Origin of the sequence: Gordonia sp. Swx-4, from assembly GCF_030316175.1 — a bacterium.
Taxonomy (GTDB): domain Bacteria; phylum Actinomycetota; class Actinomycetes; order Mycobacteriales; family Mycobacteriaceae; genus Gordonia; species Gordonia alkanivorans.
In genome coordinates, this window is record NZ_CP128197.1 from 2,920,889 (window position 1) to 2,940,960 (window position 20,072).

Sequence of the window (20,072 nt, forward strand, 5' to 3'; positions counted from 1 at the left end):
TACGACCTCGGGATTGGTGAATGACGATTCAGACGCGCCGATTCCGGTGCCTCCCAGGGGTTTAGCGGACCGGCTCACAATTCGTGCCGGGTTGCGCCCTCGGTGGACACAACCGGAGGGGTCGCGCCGGCCGGGTCGGGTGATTCGTCCTCGACCGGACTGACGTCGACCGAGACGTCGATGTGGCTCTTGGTCGAGTCGGTGTAGATGACCCCGCGCAGCGGCGGGACGTCGTCGTAGTCGCGGCCCCAGGCGAGGGTGACGTGGCGTTCGTCGACCAGTTTGTCGTTGGTCGGGTCGAACGGCAGCCAGCGACCGTCGGGCATCCACACCGCCGCCCACGCATGGCTCGCGTCGGCGCCGAAGATCTTCTCCTTGCCCGGTGGCGGATCGGTCGCCAGATACCCGGACTCGTAGCGGGCGGCGAGTCCGACCGAGCGCAGACACGCGATCGCGACCCGGGCGAAGTCCTGGCAGACACCCTCGCGCCGCTGCATCACCGTGTCGACCCTCGTCGAGATCGCCGTCGATCCGGAGCGGTAGGTGAAGTCGTCGAAGATCCGGGTGGTGAGGTCGGTGACGGCCTCGATCAGCGGTCGTCCCGGGGTGAACACCCGGGACGCATAGTCGCGTACCGACGCGGTGATCTCCGGCGGATCGAGATCGATGACGAACTCGGCGGCGAGCGCGGCCTCGCGACTACCGGCCACCGCCGGGCGCGCCGACTCCCAGGGTGCGCGCGCCGCGGGACCGATGATCATGCCCTGGTCGACGCCGTCGACCTCGACGACCGAGCGCGCGGTCACCGTCAGTTCCCGATGGGAAGTGCGGACGTGGAAGTAGCTGTCGTTGTTGCCGTAGACGTCGATGCCCGTCGACCGGTCGTCGGGCTCTGGTTCGATGTCGACGGTGGCCGAGAGCACCCGCTGTCCCGGCAGGTCGCGCGGGGTCAGGTAGCAACGGCCGTACGACGAGGACACGTCGTCGTTGTAGGTGTACCGGGTCCGGTGCATGACCCGGTAGACGCGGGTGCTCACATCTCACCCCCGCCCCAGATCGGCTGCGCCTGGCGCGGCACGGCGAAGCGGGTCCTGCTGAGCAGGTCGGACAGTTCACGGGAAACGGTTCGCAGCGTGGTCATCAGGTCGGCGAGGTCGGTCCGCCGACCCTGCGAGTCGACGCCGGCGAGGTCGGCCGGACCGCTCCGGCGCAGTTCGGCGATCATGTCCTGCACCCCTCGCTCGGCCCCGGCCGAGCGCAGCGGTTCGGGGACCGAGGTCAGGTCGTGGTTCATCTTCTCGAGCTGGAAGATCATCGAACGCGGGTTGGTCGGGTCGAACAGCAGCAGCTCGGCGACACTCGAGAACCGGTACAGACCGCGGTTGCGGCGCCGGTAGATCACCGAGGACTCGTTGGCGGCGAGGTACGACTCAAGCAGCGCCTGTTCGGTGTCGGTGTCGTGGGCCTGCGTGAACATCGCCCGGGTGAGGTCGGCGAGGGTGATCGCGCGCTCGATGCGTCGACCGAGGTCCATGAACATCCAGCCCGGGTCGTGGACCATCGACTCCTCCTGGAGTCCGGTCAGGGCGAGAACACCGTGCAGGATCTCCTCGTGCGCCCGCGCGAGGTCCGGACCGAGGTCGAGGGCGGCGTCGCCCAGACCCTCGGTGCCCGCGTCGGCGGAGTCCGCCCGCGACCGGGAGACCAGACGCGCGGTACTCGCGACGACCCGCTCGACGGGCGCCAGGACCATCCACGTGCTGGTCGACATCTGGTCGCGAACGGCGCGGGCGGCGCCGACGAGGCGGTCGACCGAGTGGGCGACCGAACCCGGGATCGACCGGGCCACGGTCAGGTCGGCGATCTTCTCGATGGCCTCGTTGACCTGTTCCGGCGAGGGCTGGCGGTCGGTGCCCGACAGCACCAGATCCGCGGTGTCGAGGTAGCCGTCGGTCCCCGTGATCGTCGTGACCGCATGCAGCAGCAGGGGCACCGCCGGGGTACCCGACATCCACGGCCGGTACTGGAAGTCCTGATAGCGCTGGCGGGAGACCTTCGCGAGGCGGGTGACCTGCTCGGTGCGTTCGGCGTAGCGGCCGAGCCAGAACAGGTCGGCGAGCACACGCGGACTCGCGGCGGCCGCGACCTCGGAGTACTCGAGCGAGACGGGACGCCCCGCCTCCGGGATGACCTCACCGGCCGGTTCGACGCGGGTCTCCGAACGACGCGACACATGTCCGCCGACCTCGGTACTGGTGACCCAGACGTCCTTGGCCGACACGACGTGGTGGGCGGCCCCTTCGACGCCGTCGGCCAGGACGGCGCCGAGACCGCCGGGCATCACGGCGTAGGTGGGACCCTGGGCGACGCTGAACGCGCGAATCGACACGGGTGCGGCGCGCAGCGCGGTGGTGTGGCGTCCGGGTCGTGTCCCGGTGGTGACGGTCGGTGCCACCGAGTAGGCGTCGAGTTCGCGTCCGACCCATTGCCAGGTCTGCGCGTCGATCCGCGCGACGACCTCGGCCCGGGTCCGCGCGTCGAGCAGCGGGCCGATGAACTCCTCGCCGGTCCGGGTGTTGGTGAGCACCAGCGATCCGACGCGGCTCTGGATCTTGCTGCGCTCCAGGTCATCTCCGGCCCAGTAGGTGGTGACCGAGCCGAGCGCGAGCTCCTCGTCGAGCAGGACGGGTGCGAGTCGTTCGAGCACCGTGTGCAGGGCGGGGTTCTCGAGAACACCGGAACCGAGCGTGTTCAGCACCGTGACGTTGCCGCGCGAGATCGCCTCGACGAGACCGGCGACGCCGAGCCGGGAGTCGGTCCGCAGATCGAGCGGGTCGGCATAGGCGGCGTCGACCCGGCGCAGCAGGACGTCGACCCGCTTGTACCTGCCGAGAGAGCGCATGTAGACCGCGCCGTCGCGCACGGTGAGGTCCGCACCCTCGACCAGCGGGTAGCCGAGCGCCGACGCGAGATACGCCTGGTCGAAGGCGGTCTCGGACATGCTGCCGGGGCTGAGCACGGCGACCGTCGGATCGTCGACACCGGGCGGGGCGTACTCGGCGAGCGCGAGGCGCATCGTCCCGGCGAAACCGGTCACCGGGCGCGGCGCGCACGCCTGGAAGAGCTGCGGGAGGGCCTTGGTCAGCAGGCGCCGGCCGACGATCGAGAAACCGATGCCCGACGGGGCCTGGGTGCGGTCGCGGTAGACCACGAACCGACCGTCGGCGGACCGTGAGATGTCGACCGCGTGCAGGAACAGGGCATGGGGTCCGGCGACCTCGAGGCGCGCCGCCTTGCGGATGTAGCCGGGGTGCCCGAAGACCATCTCCGGCGCCACGAGACCGGAGGTGATGGTCTTCTGATCGCGGTAGAGATCGCGCAGCAGCAGATCGAGCAGCATCGAGCGCTGCGTGATCGCCTTCTCCAGCTCGGCCCACTCGACGCCGTCGACGAGGAGCGGCACCGCATCGATGTCCCAGTCGCGGGTGTGGGTGGTCTGACCGTCGAACTCGTTGTAGACCACGCCGTCGTCCCGGACGGCCGCGGCGAGCCGGTCCGCGGACTCGCGCAGGCGGCTGTCACCGCGCCGCTGATACAGCCGCACAAGGTCTTCCCACGCGGGACGGACCATGCCGGCGGAGTCGAGGAGCTCGTCGTAGTGGGCCCCGGAAACGAGGTCGGGATCGCCGGTTCCGGCGACGTCGAAGAGCGTGTAACCCTCGTCACGGTAACGGTCGAAAACCGTGGATGCATCGAACACCGCGGAAGCGTTGCCCGGTGGAGAGGTCACCGGAGAACTGTACGTGCCCGCCGTAGATCGAGGATCCCGGGGACCCCGAAGTCGATGGCCTGCCGGGCCTGTCGTTCCCGGAGCAATCCGACGTCGACCGTGCCGGTGGTGTGACCCGACGCCTCGAAGCGCCCGTTGCGACGCGATTCGGCCTCGACGGCGTTCACCGGCGGGCGGTCGTAGGCGCGACCACCCGGGTGGACGACGTGGTAGGTCGCACCGCCCACCGACCGGCCGTTGACGGTGTCGACGAGGTCGAAGGTCAGCGGGGTGTCGATGCTGATCGACGGGTGCAGAGCGCTCGGGGGCTGCCAGGCCCGGAACCGGATGCCGGCGACCCGTTCGCCGGTGCGGCCGGTGGACCGAAGCGGGATGGGGAAACCGTTGCAGGTCAACAGGTACCGGTCGTCCTCACCGCCGAGGACACGCACCTGGACCCGCTCGACGGAGGAATCGACGTACCGGGCGGTGCCGGTTCCGGTCGACTCCTCCCCAGCGTGTTCCAGGGTTCGATGGCACCGCGGAGTTCCACTTCCTGATCACGGATCTGCACGGTTCCCAGACGCGGGAAACGGAACTCGGTGAACGGGTCGAGCCAGGCGGTCTCGAACGGGTAGCCCGCCTCACGGAGCTCCTCGGCGACGAGCGCGATGTCCTCGATGACGTAGTGCGGCAACAGATGTTTGCCGTGCAGGTCGCCGCCGTGGCGGATGAGCCGGGCGCGGTAGGGCTTCTCCCAGAACCACGACACCAGACTGCGTACCAGCAGCGACTGGACCATCGCCATCCGGTGATGCGGCGGCATCTCGAAGGCGCGCAGTTCCAGCAGGCCGAGACGGCCGCGGACCGAGTCGGGACTGTACAGCTTGTCGATGCAGAACTCGGCGCGGTGGGTGTTGCCGGTGATGTCGGTGAGCAGATGCCGCAGCGCACGGTCGGTGACCCACGGATTGGGTGCGTTCGTATCGGGCTCGTCGGCGCTGTGGGCGCCCTTGGGGCCGGTCCCACGCGGGTCCGCGACCGTGGCGGCGAGCCGGTCGATCTCGGCGAGGGCGATCTCGAGTTCGTAGAGCGCCGATTCCCGGCCCTCGTCGACGCGCGGCGCCTGCGAGGTGGTGCCGATGAAGCGGCCGGAGAACAGATACGACAGCGACGGGTGTCGCTGCCAGTAGGTCAGCATCGACGCCAGCAGGTCGGGGCGGCGCAGCATCGGCGAGTCGGCCGGCGTCGTCCCGCCGAGCGTGATGTGGTTACCGCCGCCGGTGCCGCCGTGACTGCCGTCGAGGTCGAAGCTCTCGGTGCCGAGCCGGACCTGGCGGGCGTGGCCGTAGAGGGACTCGAGCAGTTCGGACTGTTCGGCGAAGCTCGCCGCCGGCTGGATGTTGACCTCGATGACGCCGGGGTCGGGGGTCACCGACAGTGACGTGAGACGCGGATCCGACGGCGGCCCATAGCCTTCGACGACAACCGGGGTCGACGTCGCCGCGGCGGCGCCCTCGACGAGTTCGATGAGGGCGAGGAACTCCTCGCCGGTCGAGGTGGGCGGCATGAACACATAGGTCACGCCGTCGCGGACCTCGGCGACCACCGCCGTGCGCGGCAGGAACTCGGACGGGTCCACCGCGCGTACGGAGTGGCCGAGTGCTTCAGCCGGGTCGGCCGGAAGTGCTTCGCGTCGCGCCGTCGGGTCGGCCTCGAACATGGTCGGCGCCGGCCCCCACGACAACGAGTTCAGCGGCAGACGGAGACCCGCCGGCGAGGTGCCCGGGGTGAGGACGATGCGGCCGCGTCGCAGGGACCACACCGCGCTCTGCCAGGCGGTCCGGTCCTCCGACCGGTTCAGCGGCAGGACGTAGGCGCTGGGGTCGTCGACCGCGGCGTCGAGCCGGGCCAACAGTGAACGGCGTCGCGCCACCGAGTCCTTCTCGGGCGCCAGCTCCTCCTCGTCGCCGTCCTCCAGGGTCTCCAGGTCGACGTCGAACTCCGACTGGGCGAACTTCCGGGCCGTGGGCAGGGTCGGGTCGTCGCCCGGGTCTCCGGGCGGCATGGCGGCCAGCTCGCGCATGCGCACCAGCGGGTCCTCGTAGGCCGGCATCACCTGGTCGGTGGGCAGGCCGAGGTCGGTCGCGAAGGCGGTCAGCAGCTTCTGTGCGGGCTCGGCGTCGACGGTCGTGTCCGGGTGGGCACCGTAGGTCTCGGTCTCGATCGCCGACGCGCATTGTTCCGGCGTCGACCACGGGTCGGCGAGCAGGTCCGGATCACGCCAGATCGGCTCGCCGTCGGCACGCCACATGATCTCGATCTGCCAGCGCGGCAACGGTTCTCCGGGATACCACTTGCCCTGGCTCCGCTGGATGAGGCCCTGCGGCGCGTAGGCCGCCTTGAGACGTTCGGCGAGCCGGGACGCCAGAAGCCGTTTGTGCGGGCCGTCGGCGGCGGTGTTCCACTCGGGCGCGGTCTGGTTGTCGATGGAGACGAAGGTCGGCTCGCCACCCATCGTGAGACGCACATCGTTGCGCTCCATGCGTTCGTCGACGAGCGCACCCAGGTCGACGACGCGATCCCACTGCTCGGGCGTGTACGGCAGGGTGACGCGCGGATCCTCGTGGAAGCGCGTGACGGTGTTGGAGAAATCGAGCGTGGCGTGGCAGGGGCCGGTCGCGCCGGTGATCGGTGCGGCGCCCACCGGATGCGGTGTCGCCGCGAGCGGGATGTGTCCCTCCCCCGCGAACAGGCCGGAGGTCGGGTCCAATCCGACCCAGCCGGCACCGGGCAGGTACACCTCGGTCCACGCGTGGAGGTCGGTGAAGTCGGCGTCGGGACCCGACGGGCCGTCGAGCGACTTGATGTCGGAGGTCAGCTGCACGAGATAGCCGGACACGAACCGCGCCGCGAGACCGAGTTCGCGCAGCAGGGCCACGAGCAGCCAGGCGGAGTCACGACAGGAACCGATCGCACTCGACAGCGTGAACTCGGGTGTCTGCACACCCGCCTCGAGACGCACGGTGTAGCCGACCGCCTCGCGTACCGCGCTGTTCAGCGCCACCAGGAAGTCGATGACGCGTGTCCTGCCGACCGGCTTGTGCTTCGCGGCGAACGCGGCGACCTCCGGATGCACCGGCGCACCGGCGAATTCGCCCTCGCCGACACCGACCGGGCGCAGGAAGATCTCCAGGTCGCGGCGCAGCTCCTCCGGGTACTCGAACCCGTAGTGCTCGGCCCGGTCCTCGATGAAGAAGTCGAAGGGGTTGATCGCGGTCAGGTCGGCCACGAGGCTGACGGTGATGCTCAGCGTGGTCGAGGGTTCCGGGAACACCAGCCGCGCGAGGTAGTTGCTGAACGCGTCCTGCTGCCAGTTGAGGAAGTGCTCCCCGGCTCGACCTTCAGCGAGTACGCCTCGATCGGCGTCCGCGAATGTGGTGCCGGGCGCAGCCGGACCACGTGCGGGTAGATCTTCGTCGGGCGATCGAAGGAGTAGCTCGTCCGGTGCTCGAGGGCCACCTTGATCGTCACCGGCATACCTCCGGAGTGCACGCGCTCGCAGACATGGGAGTGATCACACCACAGATGCCCAGCGGCCGCCCGTCGGCGATCGCGCACAGACGACAGCGGTGGCCGAACTCACGCTCGGCCACCGCTTTTCGTTGCTCTGGGAATCTACTTGTCGGCTGCTGCCTTCTGCTCGGCCGCCTTCTCGGGGGCGCCATCGGCCCGCTCGGCTCCGCCGCGCGGTGCCGGCTTGGCGTCGATGCCCGACTCCTTGCGCTGCTGCGGGGTGATCGCCGCGGGTGCATCGGTCAGCGGGTCGACGCCGCCGCCGGACTTCGGGAAGGCGATGACCTCGCGGATGGAGGACTCACCGGCGAGCAGCGCGGTGATGCGATCCCAGCCGAAGGCGATGCCGCCGTGCGGCGGGGCGCCGTAGGCGAAGGCGTCGAGGAGGAAGCCGAACTTCTCCTGTGCCTCATCGTGCCCGATGCCCATGATCTCGAAGACGCGTTCCTGGACGTCACGCTGATGGATACGGATCGAGCCGCCGCCGATCTCGTTGCCGTTGCAGACGATGTCGTAGGCGTAGGCCAGTGCCTCGCCCGGATCGGTGTCGAGCTTCTCCATCGACTCCGGCTTGGGCGAGGTGAACGCGTGGTGCACCGCGGTCCAGGCCGAATGTCCGAGTGCGACGTCACCGGACGCGGTGGCGTCGGCGGTCGGTTCGAACATCGGTGCGTCGACGACCCACACGAACGCCCAGTCATCCTGCTTGATGAGACCGAGCTTCGAGGCGATCTCGCCGCGCGCCGCACCGAGCAGGGCGCGGGTCGGCTTGACCTCGCCGGCTCCGAAGAAGACGCAGTCGCCCGGCTTCGCGCCGACATGGGCGGCCAGACCGGCGCGCTCCTCCTCCGACAGGTTCTTGGCGACCGGGCCGGACAGCGTGCCGTCCTCGGCGATGAGCACGTACGCGAGACCCCGGGCGCCGCGCTGCTTGGCCCATTCCTGCCAGGCGTCGAGCTGACGACGCGGCTGCGACGCCCCGCCCGGCATGACGACGGCACCGACGTACGGGGCCTGGAAGACGCGGAACGGGGTGTTCGCGAAATACTCGGCGCACTCGACGAGTTCGATGGCGAATCGCAGATCCGGCTTGTCCGAGCCGTAGCGACGCATCGCGTCGGCATAGGTCATGCGCGGGATCGGGGTCGAGATGTCGACGCCGATCAGCTTCCACAGCGCCACCAGGATCTCCTCGGCGACCGCGATGACGTCGTCCTGGTCGACGAAGCTCATCTCGATGTCGAGCTGGGTGAACTCGGGCTGGCGGTCGGCGCGGAAATCCTCGTCGCGGTAGCAACGCGCGATCTGGTAGTAGCGCTCCATGCCTGCGACCATCAGCAGCTGCTTGAACAGCTGCGGGCTCTGCGGCAGGGCGTAGAAGGTGCCGGGCTGCAGGCGCGCGGGCACCAGGAAGTCACGGGCGCCCTCGGGCGTCGAGCGGGTCAGCGTCGGGGTCTCGATCTCCACGAAGTCGTGGGCGGCGAGGACACCGCGGGCGGCGGCGTTGGCCTTCGACCGCAGGCGCAGGGCGGCGCTCGGACCCTCGCGGCGGAGGTCGAGGTAGCGGTGACGCAGCCGCGCCTCTTCGCCCGGCGACTCGTCGAGCTGGAACGGCAGCGGCGCCGACTCGTTGAGCACCTCGAGTTCGACGGCGTTGATCTCGATCTCGCCGGAGCTCAGGTTGGGGTTCTCGCTGCCCTCGGGACGGACCTCGACCACGCCGGTGACGGCGACGCAGTACTCGGCGCGCAGGCGGTGGGCGGCCGCGGCGACCGACTCCTCGCGGAAGACCACCTGAACCAGGCCGGTGGAGTCGCGCAGGTCGATGAACACCACACCGCCGTGGTCGCGTCGGCGCGCGACCCAACCGGCGACGGTGACGGTCTGCGACGCGTCGGCCCGGCGCAGCGAACCTGCGGAATGCGTGCGGAGCACTGAGAGTCCTTCCCAACGTCGTGCAGCCGGCCCGGTCTCGCGGGCGGCGACGGAGGCGTTGTTTGTGTCGGCTTGTTCGTGACCCGGTGGAAACGCAGGCCAGGTACCCATCGTGCCGCATCGGCGTCGGTGTCCTGAACCCGGCCACCCGGAGATGCCCGGTCCGCGCACCGCGGCGTGCCAGAATGACCGCGTGACATTCCAAGGCAGCGGATCGATCGACACCGGCAACGTCTCCGGCGGCGGCGGTGGCGGTGTCGGGCGGATCGCGCTCGGCGGTGGTGCGGGTCTCATCATCACGATCGTGGCGCTGCTGTTCGGCGTGAACCCCGGTGAACTCCTCGGCAGCCAGGCCCCTCAGCAGGGCACCTCGTCGGGTGCCGCCGAGATCCAGCAGCAGCTCGACTCCTGCACCTGGGAGATGGCGAACGAGAACACCATCTGCCGGATCAAGGCGACCACCGTCAGCCTCGACGACGTGTGGTCGGAGCTCATGCCCGGCTACCAGCCGCCGAAGACGGTCATCTTCGCCGACTCGGTCGACACCGGGTGCGGCGCGGCCAGTGCGGCGACCGGGCCGTTCTACTGCCCCGCGGACAGCACCGCGTACTTCGATCCGTCCTTCTTCACCCAGCTGCGCCGCATGGGTGGCAGCGACGGGCCGCTCGCCCAGGAGTACGTGGTGGCCCACGAGTACGGACACCACATCCAGAACCTGACCGGCGCCCTGGCCAAGGGGCAGCGGATGGGCTCGCAGGGACCGCGGTCGGGTTCGGTACGCGTGGAGCTGCAGGCCGACTGCCTCGCCGGTGTCTGGGCGTACCACGCCGACAACGGCCCCGACGCGTTGCTCGCCCCGATCTCCGAGCAGCAGATCTCCTCGGTCATCCAGACCGCCAAGGCAATCGGCGACGACACCATCCAGGGCCCGGGTTCCAACCCGGAGGGCTGGACGCACGGATCGGCCACGCAACGCGCGAAGTGGTTCGGCATCGGGTACCGGTCCGGTGACCCCAACCGGTGCGACACCTTCGCGACCAACGATCTCTGACGCGACCTCGAGATGACCCCCACCGCCGCGACCCCCACGAGCCCGCGCGAACGCACCGAGGTGGATGCGATCGCCGAGGCGCACCTGGATCGACTGTGTGAGCTCGATCCCCTGCTCGGTACCGAGATCGGCCACGGCGACCACGACGATGCCCTGACCGACTTCTCCGCGCAGGCATGTGCCGAGCGGGCCGCGGTCGCCGCCGACACCCTGGCGGCACTTGCGAAAGCACCCGTCGTCGACGCCGTCGACCGGGTGACGGTCGCGACGATGTCTGCGTCACTGCGTCGTGAACTCGCCCTCGCCGACGCCGGTGAGCACATCGGCGAGTGCAACGTCATCGCCTCGCCGCTGCAGGCGATGCGGGACATCTTCGATCTGATGCCCACCGACACCCGGACCGACCGCGAGGTGTTCCTCGCCCGCCTCACTGCGATCCCGGGTGCGCTGAACCGCGCCGTCGACGGGCTGGCGCACCGCCTGCGGCACGGCCCCCCGGTTGCGCGCCGACAGGTGGCGGCCGTGGTGCGACAAGCCGATTCGGCCACCGACGCCATCACCGACAACACCGCGTCCATCGCCGCCGACCCGGCGCTCGCCGGCACGCTCGGCACCGCCCTCGACGCGGCCCGCACCGCGTTCGGCACGTTCGCCAACTATCTCGAGACCGAGGTCCTGCCGGCCTCCGTCGACGACGACGCGGTGGGCCGGGATCGCTACCTGCTCCACCTGCCGGCGTACCTCGGTGCCGACGCCGACCCCGAGGACGCCTACGCCTGGGCGCTGACCCGCCTCGAGCAGATCGTCGCCGAACAGCACGAGATCGCCGAGTCACTTCTCCCCGGCCGCGGCGTCGACGAGGCACTCGCCTGGCTGGATCGCCAGCCGCAGTACCAGATCCACGACCGCCACGAGTTCGTCGACTGGATGCAGGAGACCTCCGACGCTGCCGTCACCGGACTCGCCGGCCGGCATTTCGACGTCCCCGCCCGCCTGTCCCGGCTCGAATGCCGCCTCGCGCCGTCGTCGACCGGGATCATCTACTACACCCAGCCGACCGCCGACCTGTCCCGGCCGGGCCGCATGTGGTGGGCGGTGCCCGACGATCAGACCGTCTTCCACACCTGGCAGGAGAAGACGACCGTCTACCACGAGGGCGTCCCGGGCCATCACCTCCAACTCGGTTCGGCCATCGTCGATCCCGACCTGAACACCTGGCGCAAGCTGGCGTCCTTCACCTCCGGGCACGGTGAGGGCTGGGCGCTCTACGCCGAGCGGCTGATGGACGAACTGGGCTGGCTGGAGGACCCGGGCGACCGCATGGGCATGCTCGACTCACAGCGGCTACGCGCGGCACGCGTGGTCGTCGACATCGGCGTGCACTGCCGTCTGCCCGCACCGGAGTCCCTGGGCGGCGGGATCTGGGATGCCGACAAGGCGTGGGAGTTCCTGACCGCCTCGGTGGCCATGGACCACTCGGTGCTGCGTTTCGAACTCGACCGATACCTCGGCTGGCCCGGCCAGGCACCGTCCTATGCACTGGGACAACGAGTCTGGGAACAGACCCGGCACGCCGCCCTCAGCGCCCACCCGGAGTGGACGCTCAAGGACTTCCACACCCGCGCGCTGGCCTTGGGCGGGGTGTCACTTGACGTCCTGGCCGAGGAGATGACCGGCCCCGACAACGACGTCTGAAAAGCGCTCCTGGCGGATGCCAGGGGCGTTTTTCAGCGGGTCGCGCGGACGTCAGCCAAGCAGCCGGGTGACCTCGACGACGACGTCATCGAGTGAGATACGGTGCTGCTCACCGTTGCTCAGGTCCTTGACCTCGACCTGGCGTTCGGCCAGCTCGTTCTCGCCGAGCACCAGCGCCAGCCGCGCACCGGACCGGTCGGCGGCCTTCATCGCGCCCTTGAGTCCGCGGTCGCCGTAGGCGAGGTCGACGCTGAGCCCGGCCGCGCGCAATGCGCCTGCGACACCGACCAGTTCGGCCTTGGCGTCCGCACCGAGCGGGACACCGAAGACCTGACAGCGCGCCGCCTGCGTGCCCGCGACTCCCTCGGCCTCGAGGGCCAGCATCGTGCGGTCGACGCCGATGCCGAAGCCGATACCCGAGAGGTCCTGTTTGGCGCCGAGCTGGCGCATGAGGCCGTCGTACCGGCCGCCGCCACCGATGCCCGACTGTGCACCGAGGCCGTCGTGGACGAACTCGAAGGTGGTCTTGGTGTAGTAGTCCAGGCCGCGCACGAGTCGCGGGTTGATCTCGTAGGCCACGCCGAGCCGGTCCAGGTTGGCCAGCACGAGGTCGAAGTGGGCCTTCGCCTCATCGGACAGGTAGTCGATCAGCAGCGGCGCGTTCGCGGTCGCCTCCTTGATCTCCGGGCGCTTGTCGTCGAGCACGCGCAGCGGGTTGATCTCGGCACGCTTTCGGGTCGCCTCGTCGAGGTCGAGCTTGAAGAGGAAATCCTGCAACGCCTCCCGGTAGCGAGGGCGGCTCGCGTCGTCGCCGAGCGAGGTGATCTCGAGGCGGTAGCCGGACAGTCCGAGACGCTTGTACCCCTCGTCGGCGACGGCCACGACCTCGGCGTCGAGTGCCGGGTCGTCGACGCCGATGGCCTCGACGCCGACCTGCTGCAGCTGGCGGTAGCGACCGGTCTGCGGCTTCTCATAGCGGAAGAACGGACCCGCGTAACAGACCTTGACCGGCAGCTGTCCACGGTCGAGGCCGTGCTGGATGACCGCGCGCACCACACCCGCGGTGCCCTCGGGGCGCAGCGTCACCGACCGGTCACCGCGGTCGTTGAAGGTGTACATCTCCTTGCTGACGACGTCGGTCGATTCGCCGACGCCGCGGGCGAACAGCGCGGTGTCCTCGAAGATCGGCAGCTCGATGTGCCCGTATCCCGCACGACGCGCCGCGTCGGTGAGCGTGTCCCGCACCTTCCGGAAATCCGCCGAGTTCGGCGGGAAGTAGTCCGGGATGCCCCGGGGTGCCTGAAATGCTCCGCTCACAGTCCGTGTCGTCCCTTCGGTCGATCAGTCGCGATGGTGGTGTCGGTTCCCGGAGCCCGCAGGCCGGCCAGGAAGGGGTTGGTGGCACGTTCCTGCGCGATGGTGGTCTGCGGCCCGTGGCCGGGGAGAACCAGGGTGTCGTCCGGCAGCGGCAGCAGCTTCGCCGCGATGGAGTCGAGCAGCTGCTGATGGCTGCCGCCGGGCAGGTCGGTGCGGCCGATGGAGCCGGCGAAGAGGACGTCGCCGGCGAAGCGGACCTGCACCCTCGTCGGGGTGTCGGACGGGGACTCCCCCGGCACGGTCACCTCGATGCCCAGCAGGACCGATCCCTGGGTGTGGCCGGGTGCGAGGTCCACCGAGAAGTGGATGCCGGCGAGCTCGACCGGTTCTCCGTCGGAGAACTCGATGACCTTCTCCGGCTCGCGAAACTTCTCGTCGCCGATCATCGCGCCCAGCGCGCGTCCGATGCCCAGGCCGGGATCGGTGAGCATCGGCCGGTCGGCGGCATGGATGTAGGCGGGGATGGAGTACTCGTCGCACAGCTGCGTGGCGTTCCAGGTGTGGTCCAGGTGGCCATGGGTGAGCAGGACGGCGACCGGGGTGAGATCGTTCTCGGTGAGCAGTTCACGCACGCGGGGCGCGGCGTCCTGGCCGGGGTCGATGATCACCGCATCCGACCCGGGTTCGGCCGCCACGACGTAGCAGTTCGTCTGGAACATGCCGGCGGGGAATCCGGTGATCAGCATGGCACTCCTCGAGGGTCGCGGGTCCCTCCATTGTGTCCTAGCTGCCCACGGCGACCGACAGCCGGTTCTCCACGCACCGATTCCCCGGCCGCGAGACCCCACTCCAACACCCGCTGAACGCTGTTCTCAGGTACAACTGGCAGACTTGCCTCTCGAGTAAGTGACATCCGCGCAGATTGTCGGCACGACTATGCCGAGATTCAGGAGGATCCACCCGCGTGACCACCAATGAGGAGCGCCGCGAGGCAGCGAAGCGGAAGCTCGAGGAACGCCTCGAAACCGAACGCCTCGCCCGTCGGAAGCGGAAGATCGTCATCGCCTCGGTCTCGACCGCCGTCGTGGTCGCCGTCGTCGCCGGCGTGACCGCCGTCGTGGTGAAGAAGATCATGGACGACCGCGAGGCCGCACGCTGGACCAGTTGTGCGTTCGAGGACTCCCCGAGCCGGTTCGACCAGCTTCCCGACCAGGTGCCCGACAACGTGCCCGCCGATCAGCGGCCGCAGTACCAGGCCGAACTCGACGAGCTGAAGGCGGCGGCGAAGAACGAACGCAAGTCCCCGAAGCCCGACGACAAGGTCCTGAAGTCCGGTACCGAGCAGGCCACCTTCACGACCACCCAGGGTGTTCTGCCGATCACCCTGGAACGTGACGGCGCCCCCTGCAACGTCGCCGCGGTCACCTCGCTGATCGAGAACAAGTTCTACGACGACACGACCTGCCACCGCATGACCACCAGCGACAAGCTGAAGATCCTGCAGTGCGGCGACCCGACCGGCACCGGCATGAGCGGTCCCGGCTGGACCAGCCCCGACGAGCCGCCGACCGACCTGAAGAAGGTCGGACAGCCCGATCCGATGAGCGGATCGCAGCCGGTCGTCTACCCGCGCGGCACCGTGGCCATCGCCAACAGCAGCCAGGGCGGCCAGAACCCCAACACCGGGTCGAGCCAGCTGTTCATCGTCATCAACGACAGCGAGCTGGGTCCCGACTACTCCATCGTGGGCAAGGTCGACGAGCCCGGACTCGCCGTGCTGGACAAGGTCTACGAGGGCGGGATCACCCCGGGCCCGGCCGGCAGCCAGCCCGGCGACGGCAAGCCGAAGACCCCGGTGACCATCGAGACCGCGGTCATCGACTGACCAAACCCGCTGCGCCGACGGAGATCCCGTTGCGTTTTGTCCCGGATTCCGAGACAAAACGCAATGGGATTTCTGGATTCCGGGGTCCGACTACCTTCCGGGGTCCGACTACGCGGCCGAGGTGACGCGGTAGACGTCGTAGACGCCCTCCACGTTGCGGACCACGTTCAGTACGTGGCCGAGGTGTTTGGGGTCGCCCATCTCGAAGGTGAACTTGCTGATGGCGACCCGGTCGCGGCTGGTGGTGACCGACGCCGACAGGATGTTCACGCGTTCGTCGGCGAGCACCTTGGTGACGTCGGACAGCAGGCGGTGACGATCGAGTGCCTCAACCTGGATCGCGACCAGGAACACCGATTCCGGGGACGGCGCCCACGACACGTCGAGGATGCGTTCGGACTGCTGCTGCAGCGAGGTCGCGTTGGTGCAGTCGGTGCGGTGGACGCTGATGCCGCCGCCGCGGGTGACGAAGCCCATGATGTCGTCACCTGGTACGGGTGTACAGCATTTGGCGAGTTTGATCACGACGTTGTCGACGCCGTCGACGACCACGCCGGCATCCCCGCCCTGACGCGAGCGGGTCGGCATCGTCGACGGAGTGGATCGTTCGGCGAGGGCCTCCTCCGCGTCCTCGATGCCGCCGAGGGATGCGACGAGGCGGTTGACGACGTGCCGTGCGGAGACGTGGTTCTCGCCCACCGCCGCGTACAGCGCGGTGACGTCGTGGTACCGCAACTCTTTGGCGATCGCCGCCATCGACTCCGCGGACAGCAAGCGCTGCAACGGGAGTCCGCCGCGGCGGACCTCCTTGGCGATCGCGTCCTTACCGGCCTCGAGGGCCTCTTCACGGCGTTCCTTGGCGAACCACTGGCGGATCTTGGCCTTGGCCCGCGGCGACACCACGAAGCCCTGCCAGTCCCTCGACGGTCCGGCGGTCGGTGCCTTGGAGGTGAACACCTCCACCACCTCACCGTTCTCGAGCTTCCGTTCGAGCGCAACCAGCCGACCGTTGACGCGGGCACCGATGCACCGGTGACCGACCTCGGTGTGGACGGCGTAGGCGAAATCGACCGGGGTCGACCCGGCGGGCAGCGTGACCACATCGCCCTTCGGGGTGAAAACGAAGATCTCGCGGACGGCGAGGTCGTAGCGCAGCGACTCCAGGAACTCGCCGGGGTCGGCGGCCTCACGCTGCCAGTCGAGCAGCTGACGCATCCACGCCATGTCGTCGATCTCGGCGGTGTCGGACTTCTTCCCCGACTTCCGGTAACCGCTCTCCTTGTAGCGCCAGTGCGCGGCGATACCGAACTCGGCGGTCCGATGCATCTCGTGCGTGCGGATCTGGACCTCGAGCGGCTTGCCCTCAGGCCCGATCACGGTGGTGTGCAACGACTGGTAGACGCCGAACCGCGGCTGCGCGATGTAGTCCTTGAAGCGTCCGGCCATCGGCTGCCACAGCGAGTGGACGACGCCGACCGCGGCGTAGCAGTCGCGGTCCTCCTCGCAGAGGATGCGCATGCCGACGAGGTCGTGGATGTCGTCGAAGTCGCGTCCCTTGACGATCATCTTCTGATAGATCGACCAGTAGTGTTTGGGCCGGCCTTCGACCGTCGCCTGGATCCGCGCCGCGGACAGCGCGTTGTTGATGTCGGCCCGCACCCGCGCCAGGTAGGTGTCGCGCGACGGGGCACGGTCGGCGACCAGGCGCACGATCTCCTCGTACCGCTTGGGGTGCAGGATCGCGAAGGAAAGGTCCTCCAGCTCCCACTTGACCGTCGCCATACCGAGTCGATGCGCAAGCGGCGCAATGACTTCCAGCGTCTCGCGGGCCTTGCGTGCCTGCTTCTCCGGCGGGAGGAAGCGCATCGTCCGCATGTTGTGCAACCGGTCGGCGACCTTGATCACGAGGACGCGCGGGTCGCGGGCCATCGCGATGATCATCTTGCGGATCGTCTCGGCCTCGGCGGCGCTGCCCAGCGCGACCTTGTCGAGTTTGGTCACACCGTCGACGAGATGCGCGACCTCCTGACCGAAGTCGCGTTCCAGCGCTTGCAGCGAGTAACCGGTGTCCTCGACCGTGTCGTGCAGCAGCGCGGCGATCAGGGTCGTGGTGTCCATCCCGAGGTCGGCGAGGATCGTCGCGACCGCCAGCGGATGGGTGATGTAGGGGTCACCGGACTTGCGCTTCTGCCCGCTGTGGCGCTCCTCGGCGACGTCGTAGGCCCGCTGCAGCAGGGCGACGTCGGCCTTCGGGTAGATCTCGCGGTGCAGGGTGACCAGCGGCTCGAGGACCGGGCGGACCTGACTGCGGGTGGCGGTCATCCGGCGGGCGAGGCGGGCGCGGACACGCCGCGAGGCGGACGGGGAGGTCGAGGCCGAGGCCGATGTCGAGGTCGGTGCGCCGACGGCGTCGTCCGAGGCGTCGGCCGCGGGAGTCACGGAGTGCTGAGCCGTGCCGGATTCATCGGGCATAACCGGTCCTCCTCCGTCTGTCGTGGTCTTTCCGAGTCTAGATCCCCGACGGTCAGTCGAGCGCCACCGAGTGGACCGGTACGTGCGGGCCGAGGCCGCCGGCGATCGTGTCGCGCCCGCCGAGCCCGACGAGCTCCATGATCACCGCGACACCGACGACGCTCGCCCCGGTGCGGTTGAGCAGATCCGCCGCAGCGACCGCCGTACCGCCGGTGGCCAGGACGTCGTCGACGAGCAGCACACGCTGCCCGGTCAGGTCGAGGCCGTCGGCCGGGATCTCCAGGGTCGCCGAGCCGTACTCGAGGCTGTAGGTGACAGCATGAACCGGAGGCGGCAGCTTGCCGCCCTTGCGCACCGCGAGGACCCCGACCTCGAGTTCACGGGCGACCGCACCACCGAGGAGGAACCCGCGGGCGTCGATACCGGCGACGAGGTCGATCTCGGTGCAACCGTGGGTCAGCGCGGTGACGATCGCGGACAACCCCTCGGGATCGGCGAGGACCGGGGTCAGGTCCTTGAAGGCGATCCCGGGGCTCGGGAAGTCGTCGACGAGCCGAGTGTGCCGGGCGATCGCCGCCTGGGCACGTGTCACCGCATCCGCGGTCCGTTCGGGTACCACGCCGCCCATCAGAACTCCCCTGTCACTTGCCGTCACTGGCGGATCGTCCATCGATCCATGTTCCATCCGGTGCCGGCGCGACTGAGTCCCGCTGCGACACCACCCACCTGATCCTTCCACTGCCGGATACGCGGCGACGCGAACAGGGGTATCGACGGCATCGACGACCAGCTCGCGTTCTCGATCGAGCGGGCCAGCCGGAGCCGGTCGGGTTCGGACACCGTGACCGCGAACTGATCGATCCCGCGACTGACCTGCTGATCCCGGGTTCCGGAGAGATTGAGCGGGTCGCCGCCGCGCAACGAGTAGGCATCACGGCTCGGGTCGGCGGCACCGGCTGCGGCGAAGGAGTCGCCACTGGCCATGATCACCGCGTCGACGTCCTTGCCGAGTGAGCGCGGCTGCACGTCGGGTGTGGCGACGTCCTCGACCACGAAGCCGGCCTCCCGGCACGACGCCGCGATGGCCGCGACCATCTGCTGCCAGCGCAGGGTCGGCGCCACGTAGCCGATGCGGACGCGACGCGGTTGCAGACTCGCGGTGGTCGTGGTCCCGTCCGCCGCGCCCTGACCGGTCGCGGCGCGCAGCAGGTTCCGTGCCCGCTCGAGGTCGGGACTCTGGTAGGCGCGTCCGAACTCGGGGTTCATCGGTCCCGCGAGGTTGTCGGCGGGCGCGAGGACACGCAGATTCCACACGGCGGCGCCACCGGAGAAGTCGCGGGCGAGGTCGGCGCGCGGCACGCACGAGGCGAACGCCTGCCGCATCCGCACGTCCCCGAAGACACCCTTGCCGGCGAGCACGATCTGTTCGACCCCGATCGCCCGGGCGGGTGAGGCCGGTCCGTCGGGTCCGGACGTCCCGGCGAGATCGCCCTCGACGATGCCCGCGGTGACGTCGACGACGTCGAACTTGCCGTCGGGCAGCCGTCGCGTGGAATCGGTTCCGCGGCCCCAGATCACGATGCGCGAGGTCTCGGGCTTGTTCCCCCACCATGATTCGTTGGGGATCAGGACCAGTCCGCCCGACCGCGAGTAGCGGTCGATGCGGTATGGCCCGGAAGACGGGAACCGGGCGTGGTCGACCGGACCGAAGGTCAGGTCGAAGCCGGTGTTCCAGGCCGTGGCGATACGGGCCAGCGCGCCGCGGTCCATCGCGCGGATGGCGTCGACGACGTTGGCGAGCCCGGCTTCGCGGGCCACGATGTGCGCCGGGAGCAACGTGCCCGCGCCGAACAACGACAGCCAGTTGCGGTATTCACGCCCCTGCGCGAACGTGACCGTCGCCGACTTCTCGCCGGGCGAGCACTCCACCTTCTCGATGTCGCGGTACCCGGCGGTCGTCGCCGGCGTGAAGCCCGGGAAGCGTCCGCTCATCGCTGCCCACGCCAGCACCAGGTCGTCGCAGTCGAGCGCGACCTCGTCGGTGAAGGCCGCCTCGGGCGTGAACTCGTAGCGCAGCGCCGGCGCCCGTCCCGGGATCGGGGTCACGGTGCCGACGTCGCGGTCCGGGATGACCTGCCCCTGGGGTCCGAGCAGGCTGAAGCCAGGCAGCAGTCGGCTGGTCGCCATGAGCACGCCGTCGGCGTTGCCGTCGACGGTGTTCGCGTTGTAGCTGGTCACATGGGCATCGACCACGTAGTCGATGGTCGGCGGCCCGTCGTCGCCGCAGGCCGTCAGGACGCTCGCGCCCGTGACGATCCCGACGAGCAGGCTCAGGGCCCTGATGAACTCCCGGTGCCTGACGATCACGTGGG

At 69.4% G+C, this 20,072-nt stretch carries 11 protein-coding genes and 1 pseudogene; 3 read left to right on the top strand and 9 right to left on the bottom strand.

All coding sequences use genetic code 11. The annotated features are described in order from the left end of the window. Positions 1–74: 74 nt before the first annotated feature. The 4 genes and pseudogenes from PWF70_RS13255 to aspS all read right to left on the bottom strand — a co-directional run bounded on the left by PWF70_RS13255 (position 75) and on the right by aspS (position 9,280). On the bottom strand, positions 75–1,037 hold the full coding sequence (locus tag PWF70_RS13255; RefSeq protein ID WP_006356965.1) for a transglutaminase family protein: 963 nt from the start codon (positions 1,035–1,037) through the stop codon (positions 75–77). Beyond that, the gene (locus PWF70_RS13260; RefSeq protein ID WP_035751452.1) at positions 1,034–3,790 is read right to left on the bottom strand and encodes a circularly permuted type 2 ATP-grasp protein; all 2,757 of its coding nucleotides are present in this window, start codon (positions 3,788–3,790) and stop codon (positions 1,034–1,036) included. The genes PWF70_RS13255 and PWF70_RS13260 overlap by 4 nt, the downstream gene beginning before the upstream one ends. After that, positions 3,787–7,303 (bottom strand): annotated as a pseudogene (locus tag PWF70_RS13265) (transglutaminase family protein). The gene PWF70_RS13260 and the pseudogene PWF70_RS13265 overlap by 4 nt, the downstream one beginning before the upstream one ends. Before the next feature lie 144 nt (positions 7,304–7,447). Further along, positions 7,448–9,280 carry an aspartate--tRNA ligase gene (gene aspS, locus PWF70_RS13270; RefSeq protein WP_035751451.1) on the bottom strand — a complete coding sequence of 611 codons (1,833 nt, stop codon included), beginning with the start codon at positions 9,278–9,280 and terminating at the stop codon, positions 7,448–7,450. A 193-nt stretch (positions 9,281–9,473) separates the two neighbouring features. On the opposite strand from aspS, the gene ypfJ reads away from it, so the two are divergent. Next, positions 9,474–10,331 (top strand): KPN_02809 family neutral zinc metallopeptidase, encoded by an 858-nt coding sequence (ypfJ, locus tag PWF70_RS13275; protein ID WP_035751687.1) that lies wholly within the window; start codon positions 9,474–9,476, stop codon positions 10,329–10,331. 12 nt (positions 10,332–10,343) lie between these two features. Further along, the gene (locus PWF70_RS13280) at positions 10,344–12,026 is read left to right on the top strand and encodes a DUF885 domain-containing protein (RefSeq protein WP_035751450.1); all 1,683 of its coding nucleotides are present in this window, start codon (positions 10,344–10,346) and stop codon (positions 12,024–12,026) included. Positions 12,027–12,077: 51 nt separating this feature from the next. On the opposite strand, the gene hisS is transcribed toward PWF70_RS13280, so the two are convergent. Together hisS and PWF70_RS13290 are read right to left on the bottom strand one after the other, a co-directional pair. Then, positions 12,078–13,343, bottom strand: a complete 1,266-nt coding sequence (gene hisS / locus PWF70_RS13285) for a histidine--tRNA ligase (protein WP_006356971.1) — start codon at positions 13,341–13,343, stop codon at positions 12,078–12,080. Beyond that, entirely contained in the window at positions 13,340–14,089 is a 750-nt protein-coding gene (locus PWF70_RS13290) for an MBL fold metallo-hydrolase (protein WP_035751449.1), read from the bottom strand. Before PWF70_RS13290 ends, hisS begins: the two co-directional genes overlap by 4 nt. 218 nt (positions 14,090–14,307) lie before the next feature. Between PWF70_RS13290 and PWF70_RS13295 the strand changes: the two genes are divergently transcribed. Continuing rightward, entirely contained in the window at positions 14,308–15,228 is a 921-nt protein-coding gene (locus tag PWF70_RS13295) for a peptidylprolyl isomerase (RefSeq protein WP_035751448.1), read from the top strand. Between the two features lie 108 nt (positions 15,229–15,336). On the opposite strand, the gene PWF70_RS13300 is transcribed toward PWF70_RS13295, so the two are convergent. The 3 genes from PWF70_RS13300 to PWF70_RS13310 are packed head-to-tail and all read right to left on the bottom strand — an operon-like array spanning position 15,337 to position 20,067. Beyond that, positions 15,337–17,700, bottom strand: coding sequence for a RelA/SpoT family protein (locus tag PWF70_RS13300; protein ID WP_035751447.1), 2,364 nt, complete (start codon positions 17,698–17,700; stop codon positions 15,337–15,339). A 52-nt stretch (positions 17,701–17,752) separates the two neighbouring features. Further along, positions 17,753–18,328 (bottom strand): adenine phosphoribosyltransferase, encoded by a 576-nt coding sequence (locus tag PWF70_RS13305; RefSeq protein WP_035751446.1) that lies wholly within the window; start codon positions 18,326–18,328, stop codon positions 17,753–17,755. Between the two features lie 23 nt (positions 18,329–18,351). Next, positions 18,352–20,067 (bottom strand): ABC transporter substrate-binding protein, encoded by a 1,716-nt coding sequence (locus PWF70_RS13310; protein WP_035751685.1) that lies wholly within the window; start codon positions 20,065–20,067, stop codon positions 18,352–18,354. Between the last annotated feature and the right edge of the window lie 5 nt (positions 20,068–20,072).